Origin of the sequence: Amycolatopsis palatopharyngis (genome assembly GCF_003385185.1) — a bacterium.
Lineage (GTDB): Bacteria > Actinomycetota > Actinomycetes > Mycobacteriales > Pseudonocardiaceae > Amycolatopsis > Amycolatopsis palatopharyngis.
Map to the genome: position 1 here is coordinate 243,441 of NZ_PQHZ01000002.1, position 12,422 is coordinate 255,862.

General features: G+C 68.4%; 11 protein-coding genes and 2 tRNA genes. 7 read left to right on the forward strand and 6 right to left on the reverse strand.

What is annotated here, in order from left to right:
• Positions 1-240 precede the first annotated feature (240 nt).
• The 3 genes from D0C15_RS02450 to D0C15_RS02460 all read left to right on the forward strand — a co-directional run bounded on the left by D0C15_RS02450 (position 241) and on the right by D0C15_RS02460 (position 1,331).
• Positions 241-657 carry a DUF3052 domain-containing protein gene (locus D0C15_RS02450; protein WP_116040615.1) on the forward strand — a complete coding sequence of 139 codons (417 nt, stop codon included), beginning with the start codon at positions 241-243 and terminating at the stop codon, positions 655-657.
• 98 nt (positions 658-755) lie between these two features.
• Complete coding sequence (locus D0C15_RS02455) at positions 756-1,217, forward strand: peroxiredoxin (protein ID WP_116040614.1); 462 nt, start codon at positions 756-758, stop codon at positions 1,215-1,217.
• 42 nt (positions 1,218-1,259) lie between these two features.
• Positions 1,260-1,331: transfer RNA gene (locus D0C15_RS02460), tRNA-Val, on the forward strand.
• Between the two features lie 175 nt (positions 1,332-1,506).
• On the opposite strand, the gene D0C15_RS02465 is transcribed toward D0C15_RS02460, so the two are convergent.
• From D0C15_RS02465 to selD, 6 genes are all read right to left on the reverse strand, one after another.
• On the reverse strand, positions 1,507-2,226 hold the full coding sequence (locus tag D0C15_RS02465) for a hypothetical protein (protein WP_116040613.1): 720 nt from the start codon (positions 2,224-2,226) through the stop codon (positions 1,507-1,509).
• Positions 2,214-2,810, reverse strand: coding sequence for a TetR family transcriptional regulator (locus D0C15_RS02470; protein ID WP_211323056.1), 597 nt, complete (start codon positions 2,808-2,810; stop codon positions 2,214-2,216). Before D0C15_RS02470 ends, D0C15_RS02465 begins: the two co-directional genes overlap by 13 nt.
• 255 nt (positions 2,811-3,065) lie before the next feature.
• Positions 3,066-3,665, reverse strand: a complete 600-nt coding sequence (locus D0C15_RS02475) for a TetR/AcrR family transcriptional regulator (RefSeq protein ID WP_116040612.1) — start codon at positions 3,663-3,665, stop codon at positions 3,066-3,068.
• 30 nt (positions 3,666-3,695) lie between these two features.
• Positions 3,696-4,820 (reverse strand): DUF7802 domain-containing protein, encoded by a 1,125-nt coding sequence (locus D0C15_RS02480; RefSeq protein WP_116040611.1) that lies wholly within the window; start codon positions 4,818-4,820, stop codon positions 3,696-3,698.
• Positions 4,817-6,316 carry an FAD-dependent monooxygenase family protein gene (locus D0C15_RS02485; protein ID WP_116040610.1) on the reverse strand — a complete coding sequence of 500 codons (1,500 nt, stop codon included), beginning with the start codon at positions 6,314-6,316 and terminating at the stop codon, positions 4,817-4,819. The genes D0C15_RS02480 and D0C15_RS02485 overlap by 4 nt, the downstream gene beginning before the upstream one ends.
• A gap of 704 nt (positions 6,317-7,020) precedes the next feature.
• Positions 7,021-8,013 (reverse strand): selenide, water dikinase SelD, encoded by a 993-nt coding sequence (selD, locus tag D0C15_RS02490; RefSeq protein WP_116040609.1) that lies wholly within the window; start codon positions 8,011-8,013, stop codon positions 7,021-7,023.
• 73 nt (positions 8,014-8,086) lie between these two features.
• Here selD and D0C15_RS02495 point away from each other — a divergent pair.
• The 4 genes from D0C15_RS02495 to D0C15_RS02510 all read left to right on the forward strand — a co-directional run bounded on the left by D0C15_RS02495 (position 8,087) and on the right by D0C15_RS02510 (position 12,375).
• A tRNA-Sec gene (locus D0C15_RS02495) sits at positions 8,087-8,181 on the forward strand.
• A gap of 25 nt (positions 8,182-8,206) precedes the next feature.
• Positions 8,207-9,517 carry an L-seryl-tRNA(Sec) selenium transferase gene (gene selA, locus D0C15_RS02500; RefSeq protein WP_116040608.1) on the forward strand — a complete coding sequence of 437 codons (1,311 nt, stop codon included), beginning with the start codon at positions 8,207-8,209 and terminating at the stop codon, positions 9,515-9,517.
• Positions 9,505-11,259, forward strand: coding sequence for a selenocysteine-specific translation elongation factor (gene selB / locus D0C15_RS02505; RefSeq protein ID WP_116040607.1), 1,755 nt, complete (start codon positions 9,505-9,507; stop codon positions 11,257-11,259). Before selA ends, selB begins: the two co-directional genes overlap by 13 nt.
• Before the next feature lie 57 nt (positions 11,260-11,316).
• Entirely contained in the window at positions 11,317-12,375 is a 1,059-nt protein-coding gene (locus tag D0C15_RS02510; RefSeq protein WP_116040606.1) for a potassium channel family protein, read from the forward strand.
• Positions 12,376-12,422 lie beyond the last annotated feature (47 nt).

A 12,422-nucleotide genomic window follows, 5' to 3' on the forward strand; every position in this document is an offset into this window, starting at 1 on the left:
CGGCGGAACGGGCGAGCCGGTGCTGGGGCCGCCGGACAGCCGCCACTGCGGCCGGATCTGATACCGCCGAGTGACGTCCGGCGTGGCGCGGCGTGAGACACGACTTGTCGACGATCCGGTGTGGCCGGTTGCGTCGTCGGCCTCACCAGTGTTCGCTTACCCCATCTTTGTACAAACGTGCGGCGGCCAGACCGTCTGGAGTGACACGTCGCACTCGGCTGCAGTTGGAGGAGTGAAGTCGTGGTCGCCGCGGGAGACGCTGAACACAACGGCGTCGCCGAGAGGCTTGGGATCAAGCCGGACATGGTGGTCCAGGAGATCGGCTGGGATGAGGACGTCGACGACGACGTCCGCGCAGCGATCGAGGAACAGATCGGTGCGGAACTCCTCGACGAGGATGCCGACGAGGTCATCGACGTCGTGCTGCTGTGGTGGCGCGAGGACGACGGTGACCTCGGTGACGCGCTGGTCGACGCCCGTGGACCACTCGACGACAACGGCGTGATCTGGGTGTTCACACCCAAGACCGGGCAGCCGGGGCACGTCGAACCGAGTGATATCGCCGAAGCGGTCCCCACAGTGGGCCTTTCGCTGACCTCCAACGTGAGCATCAGCCCGAGTTGGGCAGGTGTGCGTCTGGTGCCGAGGTCCAAGTAGTCGATCAGCAAGTGGGCCATCAACGGGTGAACCCTGCGAGATAGGGTGATCTGGCACGGTAGGACGCAGCAGCGCTCACCAGGGAGAGGATTCGCGGTATGGCGGTCGAGATCGGTTCGCAGGCTCCGGACTTCACGCTCAAGGACTTCAACAAGCAGGACGTGACACTGTCGTCCTTCCAGGGCGACAAGCCGGTGCTACTGGTCTTCTACCCCTTCGCGTTCAGTGGGATCTGCCAGGGCGAGTTGTGCCAGCTGCGCGACGAGTTCGCTGACTACAGCGACAAGGGCGTGCAGGTGCTCGGCGTTTCCGTCGACACCCCGTTCTCGCTGAAGGCTTGGGCCGAGCAGCAGGGGTACCAGTTCCCGCTGCTGTCGGACTTCTGGCCGCACGGCGAGGTCGCGCAGGCCTACGGCGTGTTCAACGAGAAGGCGGGACTTGCCAACCGGGGCACCTTCCTGATCGACAAGGAAGGCGTGGTCCGGTTCGCCGAGATCAACCAGCCCGGCGAGGCCCGCGACCAGCAGGCATGGAAGAAGGCGGTCGCCGATCTGGGATGATCGGTACCAGGTGACGTCCGGCCATTCCGGACGTCACAGCCAGGGCGCATAGCTCAGCGGAAGAGCACCTCGCTTACAACGAGGGGGTCGCAGGTTCGAACCCTGCTGCGCCCACCCATCCATATCAGTGCGAACCTTTCGCACCGAAGTCCTGTCGGCCTTTGCTTCGGGTGCCCGGGGATTTCGGCATCTGCCGAAATGACGTATGGGGTTTTGGCTTCGTCGCGGCGGGTGCGTAGTTCGGTGAGGTGCTTGCGCGGCTTTGGACGCGTGGTGGTGGGGTTCGTGCTCATCGGAGGAATCCGTAGGCGTCGGTGTTGATCAGGATGATGCTGGCGACCATGCCCCATGCCGGTGCGAGGATCCACAGGCTGTTCGTTCCGCCGATGAAGATCGCGAGGTCGCGTTTGGTGTGCCCGACGTGTTCCTTGTTGAAGAAGTAGGCGACGTAGTAGAGGACCGTGCCGTAGAACATCATCCAGAAGACGATCAGGCCCATGATCCCCAACGTGCGTGCCGGCATGATGTCGAAGGTGAGACCGTAAATGAACAGCAGCGACGGGATCAGCGTCACGTACCCGTTGCCGGAGTCGATCCAGAACCCGAACGACTTGCGGTTGGCATAGGCGGGATCGAACAGCGAGTACGACGACCAGACCTGCGCCCAGGTACTTGGCCGCGCGATCTCACGGAGTCGGATGGGCGCGGTGAAGAAGTCGCGCACCCGGTCGAGTTCGCGTCCGCGGTAGTCCGCGACGAACTGCTTGTGCTGCCGCTCGACCAGTGAGATGCGCAGATTCAGCGAGATCTCCCACAGTGCGATCATCACGTTGATCCAGGTGAACGTGACCAGAATGATCTGCCCGATGTTGAGGCCGTATCGCGCGATATGCAGGGCGATCGGTATCGCGGCGCCGGCCACGACGAACGCGGCAACCACCATCCAGACACGAAGAACACCGGCGCTGCGAACAGGATGTGCCGCTGTGGACTCGGTTACTTCCAGCATTGGGTCCGGGCTCCTTCGAGAGCTTGTTCGGTGAGCTGATGCAAGGTCGGGCCACGGGGATCGTCGCGTTCGAGCCAGCGCAGGAAGGCGAACTCGGCGGCAGCGAGCACTGTGTGGACGAGCAGGCCGGGCCGGAGGTCCTCGTCGGGTCCCGCGCCCATCCGGTCGCCGAGGAGTTTGGTCAGCTGCGCGCGCTCGAACGGGCCGATCAGTGCGACTCGGTCGAGTACATGCGGTGCTGCCCGAATCGCGGCGCGCCAGTTGCCCAGTGCCTCCTCATCGGCGATGAACGCTCGGCTCCACTGCAGGCTGGCCTGGCACAGCGCTTCTTCGGGCGACTCACTGCGCGGCCGTGCCTGCAGGTTGTCGACGAGGGCCGTGCCGGCCCGGCGAAGAGTGCCCAACAGCAGATCCTCTTTGCTGGTCACATACCGGAAGTAGGTGCTGTGCCCGATACCTGCGGCCGCCGCGATTTCCTCGGTGGTCACCGCATCGAAACCGCGCTCGGCGAACAGTCGCAACGCTGCCCGTTGAATGTCCTGACGGATCAGTGCCTTCTGCCGGTCCCGCAATGATTCAGCCACGCGCGTCACCCAGATCCGCTTCGATCGCCGCCTTGCCAACTCCGCCGGTAGCCCATCGGGCAACGCGCAACATGAACCCTCCCGAAGACAGAGCCTCTTAATGTGAGAGAGACTCTCTTAAGAGGGTAGGGTATCGCAACGGCGCGGATCCGGAAACGGATAGCGGAGGGCAACCTCGCCTGTGGATAACCTCGGCAGCGCGGAACCGGGCCCAGGAAAGCTGTTCGCTGACTCGGCTCTTTGCCGTCGAGTTGGCTAGCCGCCGAGGGCTGGTCCGATCCAGCGCCGGACGAGAGTCCGCAGTTCGTCTTCGCTGAGTGCTGGCGTCGAGGGGTACTGCAGAAAGGACATGAAGAGTCGCATCAGGACCTCGGCGAGTCCCTGGAGGTCCTCGTCGGTGGTGACGCCGACGGCGGACCAGTCGACCGGCACGTTGCGCAGAATCCGCGCGCCATAGGAGAAGGACAAGGAAGAGATGACTCCGTCGGTGAAGAAGTCGGCCTCGCCCGCCTGCAAGAGCAGGCCCAGATAGGGCTCGTCGGGAATCGTCCGGACGGCGAACACCACCGATTCCGCGGCAGCTTCCGCGGGGCTGCCAGACGAAGCCAGGTGGCGTTCCATCCGCTCGGCGAACTCCTCGACACCGGCCAGGGCAACGGCACGGAGAATGTCTTTCAGGCCCGGGAAGTAACGGTAGACGGTCTGCCGGGTCACACCGGCCTCGGCGGCGACGTCGGAAAGGTTGGTTTTGGCGAGCCCCACGCGGTCGAGGCACGTTGTTGCCGCCGCGACGATCCGACAGCGTGCCTCGTCCTCGGTGCCGGGCGGGTTGCCCTGCCATCCGTGATGCCCCATGCGCTCCATCCTCCCCCGAGCCCGGATAGCTCACACCGGGGCAGGTGCCCAACGGCGCGCGAGATCCTTCCGGTACAGCGCGGTCAGCAACAGGCCAGCCCCGAGGAAGCAGGCGAACGCGTAAGGCCCGCTTCCGACCGGGGTGCCGTCAGCGGTGATGCCGTCGTCCGCGGCGAAGTACGCGGGCAGGGCACTGATCCAGAACACAGCCATTCCACTCAGGTAGGCGGCGGGGTAGAACCGGGCGAAGGTGGACAGGGGCTCGTCCGTCCCAGGGTCTGGAGACCTCAGGTGCGAGACGACGATCCAGGCGCCGGCCAGCCAGATCAGGGCCAGTTCGACGCCGAGAACCCAGGCCTGTGCGGTTGTGTTGGGATTGTCCCCGCCGAAGAAGCTCGACGGGATGCCGGCGACCGCCATGGTCGGCGGTGTGAGGACACCGGCCACCGCGGTGCGCAGCACCAGTGACCACCCGCGCCGTGGGCCACCGTCGGGCGCCGGGCCACCGGTCAGACGCACGACCAGATAGGTCATGGCCGCCATCGAGACGGAGGCGAACAGCAGCATGCTGTTCAGCGGCACTGCCGCCATGGCGGGGTGGTTGACGATGTGGTTGTCCATGTTCCAGGACCACCACTTCAGCTGTGGGCCAAGGTGATCGAAAACCTCGTAGAACACGTGGCAGACGAACGCGACGGCCACCGACCCGGCCATCGGGCCACGGCGCCGGAAGATTCCGAGCGACCGCACGAGTTCGTAGGCGAGCTGACTGATCACCGGGTAGAACGCGATGATGTAGAGCGGCAGCCGGTCCCCCATGAACTGCACGGTGAACTGGTTGTGGGCAAAGATGAAACCGTACAGCTCGTCCAGGCCGAACCACTCCGGGAAGTACAGCGGTGGTTCGGTCACGAAGAGGTAGACAAGCGAGGCGCACCACAGTGCCAGGTTGACCGGATCGCCCGCGCGGTGCCGGCGGACGGCGTGCACCAGGGCGAAAACGGCGCCGCCGATGATGAGCAGCTCGAGCAGCGGCATCGTCCAGTGTGCGAGCTCCCAGGGGGAGCGGATCGAGACCACCGGGGCGACGTCGTGGCAGTCGAAACCGAGGTCGCGGGTGAGTTCCTCCGCGTCCGGGCCGCACACGGCGCTCATCGTGCGACGGTCGATGTCATGGCACTGCCGGTGCCCTCCGGTGAGTAGTCGGTGGCAGGTGGTTCGGCTTGCGGATCGAACCCGAAGGGGATCCGGTGCCGGCCCAACGCAGCGCGGATGCGGTAACGCACGAGTCCCGCGATCACCCGCGGGTTCCGCAGCATGTCCCCCAGCGACTCGTCGAGATTGAACACCTTGGCGAAGTGCTCATCGACAACATCGTCCTCACGGGCGGCACCGACGATGAGACTGAACGCCGGGACAGACACGGCCGCCAGGATGCGACGTCGCCACTCGGGCACCTTCTCCGTACCCACCGCACATTCGTAGCTCTGGTCCCTGGCCATCACCAGGCGCCACGGCACGCTGAGCAGTTTGCGCTGTGCTTTGAGGAACCGCGAGAAGAACCCCGCGTCGAGCCGCTCGGCGCGGGAGAGGTGCTCGCGCAGCAACAGTGCCGAACCCGACGCGGAGCTGATGCCCTGTGCGTAGAACGGGTTGAACGCGCAGATCGAGTCGCCGATGAACACCAGACCCCGCGCAGGCGTGCGCAGACGGTCGTAGCGTCGCCACTTGTTGCCGGTCGACCGGGTCAGGTGCACCTCCGAGGTGGGAGCGCACTGGTCCATCGCGGCCGCGAACAACGGTGTCCGCACCCGGCGGGCCGATCCGACGAACGCGTCGGTGGTGCGCGGCATCTCGAGTCCCCATGAGCCCATGCAGGCGATCACCCGGTTGCCCTCGATGGGGAAGAAGTTGACCAGGAATTCGTGCTCGGCGGGGTGCTCACCCTTGTCCGGGGTTGGCATGATCACCAGGTGCTGCCACCACCAGGACCCAGGCCGCTGCGCGGGTGAGGGCAGGTCATACCAGCGCGAGGTGTAGGTGACCTTGGCGTCGAGCGTCCGCACCTCGGGCTCGGGCCAGCCCGCCGCCGCCAGCCACTTGCCGACCGAGGAGCCGCGGCCCATCGCGTCCACCACGAAGTCGGCGTCGACGTGCTCGTCGCCGGTGGACGTGGCGAAGTCGACCCCGGTGACCGCCCCGTCGCGGGTGCCGCCACCCCGCACGGTCAGGCCGCTCACCGCGGCACCTTCGCGGATGACGACGTTGGCCAGACCTCGCACCTGGTCGCGCAACACCCGCTCGATGAGGATCCGCGAACCGTAGATCATCGTCATCGAGCTGCGCTTGCGTGCCGACCAGCCCTCCCCGTCGAGGTATGCGGCGTCCATGGACGGCATCAGATGCAGCCCGCCCGCGGCGATGAGGTCGTCCTCGAAACCGGGGAACAGCTCCCCGATCGCTCGACGCCCCGAATTCAGCAGGAAGTGCGGGTGTTTGCTCTGCGGCACGCCACGCCGGTGCTCGGCCTCTGCCGGAAGCTCATCGCGGTCCAGCACCAGTACCTGGTCGAAGTGCGGGGCGAGCGCCCCCGCGGTGCACAGACCGGCGGCACTGCCGCCAAGGACGACGGCGGTCTTGCCAAGCCGCATGCGGATCAACTCCACTCATTCATACAAAGTGACAGCTAACGTATGAATGTTCGGTGGGCGTGTCAAGGGACCGGATGCACGGGACGGCTCAGCGGCCGGTCTGGCCGCCGTTGGTCTCGATGTCACCCGGCGATCGCCGGAACCGGAGGTGCTGGGAACTCGCGCGCTCTCGCCGTTTTGCTGGCAAACAGAAGCAGCCCGGTGTGCGGATTCCGCTCACGGAACCGAGCTGTGCGGCGTGCGGCAGTGGAATGGGGCATGAAGTGCAGGCACGCGGCGGAAAGGAAATCAGAGTGGCCATTGGTCGACGTCTAACCACGCACCAAAGGGTCCGCAGTTAGCGACCTCTGCTCCTCGCCTCTTCTCCCAGACGAGCAACGCCGCGTCCGCATCCGGCCGGTGTCGTCGTTCTCCGCCGGTTCGCTCAGGACAGTAAATGCCTCGTCGCTGGCAATGCCTCGGCTTGCTCAACCGGGCGCCCCGCAACACCTGCTGTGCCGCCCTCCGCTGCCGTCCTTTGAGGTCAGCCGGCCGTGCCAACAGCCCCTGCAGGTCGCTCTGCACGGCAACCACTTCCCCGGGACACCAGAACTGCAAAGTCGGGCCCCGGAACTGCCAACTCGGGCCCGGGAACTGCCAACTCGGGCCCGGGAACTGCTAAGTCGGGCCCGGGAACTGCTAAGTCGGGCCCGGGAACTGCTAAGTCAGTGGACTTGGATGGTGTGGGGGGTTTGCGGGATGAGTTCGCCGATGACCGGGGCGCCGGGGATTTCGCCCGCTACCAGTAGGCCGCCGGAGGTTTGGGCGTCGGCCAGCAGGAGGGCCTCCTCCTCGGAGATCGCCGTCAGGTCGACGTGCGGGCGGACCCAGTCGAGGTTTCGGCGGGTGCCGCCGCTGACGTGACCTTCGCGCAGCGCCTCGCGGGCGCCGTCGAGGTAGGGCACCGCGGCGGAGTTCAGCACCGCCGTGACGCCGCTGGCCCTCGCCAGCTTGTGCAGGTGGCCGAGCAGACCGAACCCGGTGATGTCTGTGGCGCACCGAACCCCGGCGGCCAGCGCGGCCGTCGCGGCGGCCGCGTTGAGCGAAGCCATGGTCTCGATCGCCTGCTCATGCCGTTCACCGGTCGCCTTGTGCCTGGTGTTGAGCACGCCGATGCCCAGCGGCTTCGTCAGCGACAGCGGCACGCCCGGCCTGCCCGCGTCGTTGCGCAGCAGCCGCTCCGGATCGGCGGTGCCGGTCACCGCCAGTCCGTACTTTGGTTCGGGGTCATCGACGCTGTGCCCGCCCGCGAGGTGACAGCCCGCTTCGGCGCATACATCCGAACCGCCGCGCAGCACCTCGCCGGCCAGTTCGAACGGCAGCACGTCGCGCGGCCAGCCGAGCAGGTTCACCGCGACTACCGGCCGCCCGCCCATCGCGTAGACGTCGGACAACGCGTTCGCCGCCGCGATCCGGCCCCAGTCGTACGGATCGTCCACCACCGGGGTGAAGAAGTCTGTCGTGGCGATCACCGCGATGCCGTCGGCGATGCGCACCGCAGCCGCGTCGTCACCGTGCTCGAGGCCGACCAGCAACTCGCCCGCAGCCGTGCCCTGCACGGGCCGGGACAGGCCGCTGACCACATCTTCCAGTTCGCCGGGCGGAATCTTGCACGCACAACCACCGCCGTGCGCGTACTGCGTCAGTCGGTAACCCATGTCCCCATGCTGCCCTATCGGTCGCGCATCCCGCTCTTCCTTGCGAGGATGGCAGGGCTGTGTCCGTTTTCAGGGAGGCGTATCCGGTCTGGTGGCCGGCGCGGTCTTCAACACCGTTGAACGGCAGGCACTGCCGTTGGCGGGTTCGATTCCCGTCCGCCTCCGCCAACCGCCCCACGGGAGGCATGCCCGCATGGCCGGTGAGCCGGATGACGATCCGCGCAGGCGGATCCCGCGTACCGACGCCGTGCTCGCGCATCCCGGACTGGCCGAGGCCGAGCGGCTTCTCGGCCGGACGCTGGTGAAATCCGTCGTGGTGACGGCGCAGGAAAGGGCGCGAGCGGGTGAGATCGCACCGGACGAGGTGCCCGGCGCCGCGCTGGCCGCCCTGCCGTCCGTGGCCACCGGTGCTCGCGCGGTGCTCAATGCCACCGGGGTGCTCGTGCACACCAACCTCGGCAGGGCGCCGTTGTCGCAGGCCGCGGTCCAGGCGGTCGTGACCTCGGCAGGCAACACCGACGTCGAGTTCGACCTGAGCACCGGAACACGCGCACGGCGGGGCAGGGAAGCGCTGGCGGCACTCGCCGAGGCCGTGCCGTCGGCAGGCGACGTGCACGTCGTGAACAACAACGCCGCCGCGCTCCTGCTCTGCGCCCTCGCACTGGCCGCCGAAGGCGGCGAGATCGTGATCAGCAGGGGCGAGCTGGTGGAGATCGGCGACGGCTTCCGGATCCCCGAACTGCTCGCCTCCACCGGGGCCAGGCTGCGGGAGGTGGGCACGACCAACCGCACACACCTCGCCGACTACGCCGATGCGATCGGCCCGGCCACGGCGTTCGTGCTCAAGGTGCACCCGTCGAACTTTCTGGTCTCCGGCTTCACCTCCGAGGTCCCGCTGGCCGAGCTCAGCGGTCTCGGGGTGCCCGTCGTCGCCGATATCGGCTCCGGGCTGCTGGCTCCACATCCGGCGCTACCCGACGAGCCGGACGCGACCAGCGCGTTGCGCGAGGGCGCCCACCTGGTGACGGCCAGCGGCGACAAGTTGCTGGGTGGCCCGCAGGCCGGGCTGCTGCTCGGCGAAGCCGACCTCGTGCGCCGCCTACGCAGACACCCTGCCGCCCGTGCCCTGCGGGTGGACAAGCTGACCCTCGCGGCGCTGGAAGCGACGCTGCGCGGTCCGGCGCCGCCGGTGCGGGCCGCGCTGGACACCGAGCTGACCCCGTTGCGCGACCGGGCCGACCGGATCGCGGACAAGCTTCTCGCTGAGGGCGTCGACGCCGTGGCCGTCGAATCGACGGCGGCCGTAGGCGGGGGCGGTGCCCCCGGCGTGCGTCTGCCCAGCGCCGCTGTCAGCCTGCCAGGAACCTACGCCGCCGTCCTGCGCGTCGCGGAACCCGCGGTCGTCGGCCGGATCGAGCGCGGCCGGTGCCTGCTCGACCTGCGCACCGTGCCGGAGGAGTACGACGAGCAGCTGCTGGAGGCCGTTCGCCGATGCACGTCGTAGCCACCGCGGGCCATGTGGACCACGGAAAGTCCACATTGGTTCAACGGCTGACCGGTATGCAGCCGGACCGGCTGGCCGAGGAAAAGGCCAGGGGGCTCACCATCGACCTCGGGTTCGCCTGGACCGAACTCGAAGGTGAAACACTGGCCTTTGTGGACGTTCCTGGGCACGAGCGGTTCGTGCCCAACATGCTCGCGGGGGTCGGTCCCGTGCCCGCGGTGATGTTCGTGGTCGCCGCGGACGAGGGCTGGATGCCGCAGTCGGAAGAGCATCTCGCCGCGGTGGACGCGCTCGGCGTCCGCCACGGCCTGCTGGTCGTCACCAAGGCGGACAGGGCGGACCCCGGACCCGCGAAGGAGGAGGCACTGGGCAGGCTCGCCGCGACGAGCCTCGGCGCGACTCCGGCGGTCGTGGTCAGTGGTCGTACCGGCGAAGGATTCGACGATCTGCACACCGAACTCGCGGCGCTCGTCCGACGGCTGTCCGCACCGGAGCGCGATGCCGGCGTCCGCCTCTGGATCGACCGGGCGTTCACAGTCCGGGGGGCAGGCACCGTGGTGACCGGCACGCTCGCGGCCGGAACGCTGCGCGCCGGTACCTCGTTGACCGTCGCGAGCAGTGGGGAGACCGTCCGGGTTCGCGGCCTGCAGGCGCTCGGCACGGACGTCACCGAAGCCGCCGCCGTGTCACGGATCGCGATCAATCTGCGGGGCACCGACCGCGGCCGGGTCGGCAGGGGCGACGCACTGCTCACGCCTGGCGCGTGGCCGTACACCGGCGAGCTGGATGTGCGCCTGCGTGGCGACGAATCCGCCGCGTTACCCCGCGAACTCGTGCTGCATGTCGGTTCGGCAGCCACGTCCGCCCGCATCCGGCCGCTCGGTGTGGACACCGCCCGGCTCACCCTCGCGCACCGGTTGCCGCTGCGGGTCGGCGATATCGGCCTGCTGCGCGATCCGGGACAGCATCGCGTCGCCGCAGGTGTGGACGTACTCGACGTCGACCCGCCCCGGCTCGACCGGCGCGGGGCGGCGCGGGCGCGAGCAGTGGAACTCGACGGCGCTGGACCAGCTGAACTGAGCCGCATGCTGCTCGAGCGGCGCGGGTACGTTCGCGCGGACGAACTGCGAGCGGCCGGTCTGCCCGAAACCGGCCGTCGTGTGGGCGGCTGGCTCGCCGACGAAGCGCGCTGGAAGGAACTGGCGGCGCGGGCGGAGGACGTCGTGCGGGCCTGGTACGGGCGGGACCCGGTGACCGCGGGGATGCCTGCTGAGGCATTGCGCCGCGAACTCGGGCTGCCCGCCGCCGACCTGCTCACCCGGGTGCTCGCCGACACCGGGCTGGAAGTCTCCGGCGGTGTCGTGCGACGCGCGGGCGCCGGACTGCCCCGTGAGCTCGAACGGCCGGTTGGTGTCCTGGAGTCCCGGTTCGCCGCCGAGCCCTTCCGTGCCCCGGAGGCCGACGAACTGGTGGAGCTGGATCTCGGTCCCCGTGAGCTGGCTGCCGCCGTTCGCGTCGGGCGGCTGTGCAGGATCGCCGACGGCGTCGTGCTCGGCCCGGACGCGGTGACCAGGGCCGCGCAGGTGCTGCGAGGGCTGGAGCAGCCGTTCACCGTGAGTCAGGCCCGCCGGGCCCTCGACACCACCCGCAGGGTCGCCGTGCCGCTGCTGGAGCACCTCGACGGGGCAGGTGTAACCGTGCGGGCCGCCAACGGCACCCGCAGCTGTGCGCCGGGCGCCTGAACCCGCGCCAGCCGGCCGAGCGGCGTCAGTTCCGCTCGCAACGGGTACTTCGCTCCCATGACCGTCGTACAACTCCTGGGCCTCGGGTTGATCGTGCTGGTGGCGCTGGACGCCGCCGTGACCGTGCTCCACCCGGACGCCGAAGGGCTGGTCGCCACGACGATACGGCGGACGGTGTGGCGGGCGACCGCACTGCTGAGTGCGCGGCTGGCCCGTTCCGGCAGGCACGTACTCGGGCTCGCCGGGCCGCTGATCGTGGCGCTCACCTTCCTCAGCTGGATCGTGCTGAGCACCCTGGGCGTCGCATTGGCGGTCTGGCCCATGCTGGGCACCGACTTCGCGTTGCAGACCTCGCTCGGGCCGCCCAGCTTCCTCGACGCCATGTACTTCGCGGCAGGCACGACCACCGTGCTCGGATACGGTGACGTGACCCCGTTGTCGACCAGCGCCCAACTGGTCTCGGTATTCGGTGCGGCGGTCGGTTTCACCATGTTCACCGGAATGGCGACCTACGTGATCGAGATCGTCAGTGGTGTCACCACCAGGAACCGGTTCACCCTTGCCATGCACGACGACGTCCGGGACGGCGGGGGTGTCACTGTGCTGGCCGACTGTCTCGCCGAGGCGGGCGCGGGTGAGGCGAGGCAGCGCTGCCAGAGCTGGACCGAGCACCTGCGTGCCGTCGACGAGATGGTGCACCGGTATCCGCTGGTCGCCTTCACCTATCGCTCCCGCAGGCACGAGTACGACCCGGAGCCCGCGCTGCGGCACGTCGCCGAGGCGACGGTGACGGCACTGGTCGCGGCCGGTTACGAGCCGGGCCTGCGCCAGAGCGCGGAGGCATTGTGCTCAGCACTCACGCGACTGCAGTCCACGATCGCGCAGACCTACCTCGATGGCCGGATCTCGGCACAGCTCGCCGAGCCTGAACCGACGGCTCGGGATCGCACTGCCGTGGCCGGAGTCGACCGCGCCCTGTCCGGCGCACTCGGCCTGAGTGTGCCCCCGGCCGAGCATCCGCGAGCGGTGGAGACCGTCTGTCGCAGCAGGACTTTCCTCGCCGGCCTCCATCGCTGGTCGCGTACCGCAACTCCGCCCCAGGAGTGGGACGGCTGAGCGCCACACTGCGGGTGCGGCAGTGAGACCTTAACGTTGGTGAGGTC

Bases quoted from the DNA above. Each gene is read 5' to 3' on its own strand.
- D0C15_RS02475 (WP_116040612.1), bottom strand. From the start codon at position 3,665: ATGGGGCATCACGGATGGCAGGGCAACCCGCCCGGCACCGAGGACGAG.
- D0C15_RS02465 (WP_116040613.1), bottom strand. From the start codon at position 2,226: ATGCTGGAAGTAACCGAGTCCACAGCGGCACATCCTGTTCGCAGCGCC.
- D0C15_RS02485 (WP_116040610.1), bottom strand. From the start codon at position 6,316: ATGCGGCTTGGCAAGACCGCCGTCGTCCTTGGCGGCAGTGCCGCCGGT.
- selA (WP_116040608.1), top strand. From the start codon at position 8,207: ATGGCCGGTGAGCCGGATGACGATCCGCGCAGGCGGATCCCGCGTACC.
- selD (WP_116040609.1), bottom strand. From the start codon at position 8,013: ATGGGTTACCGACTGACGCAGTACGCGCACGGCGGTGGTTGTGCGTGC.
- selB (WP_116040607.1), top strand. From the start codon at position 9,505: ATGCACGTCGTAGCCACCGCGGGCCATGTGGACCACGGAAAGTCCACA.
- D0C15_RS02510 (WP_116040606.1), top strand. From the start codon at position 11,317: ATGACCGTCGTACAACTCCTGGGCCTCGGGTTGATCGTGCTGGTGGCG.
- D0C15_RS02455 (WP_116040614.1), top strand. From the start codon at position 756: ATGGCGGTCGAGATCGGTTCGCAGGCTCCGGACTTCACGCTCAAGGAC.
- D0C15_RS02480 (WP_116040611.1), bottom strand. From the start codon at position 4,820: ATGAGCGCCGTGTGCGGCCCGGACGCGGAGGAACTCACCCGCGACCTC.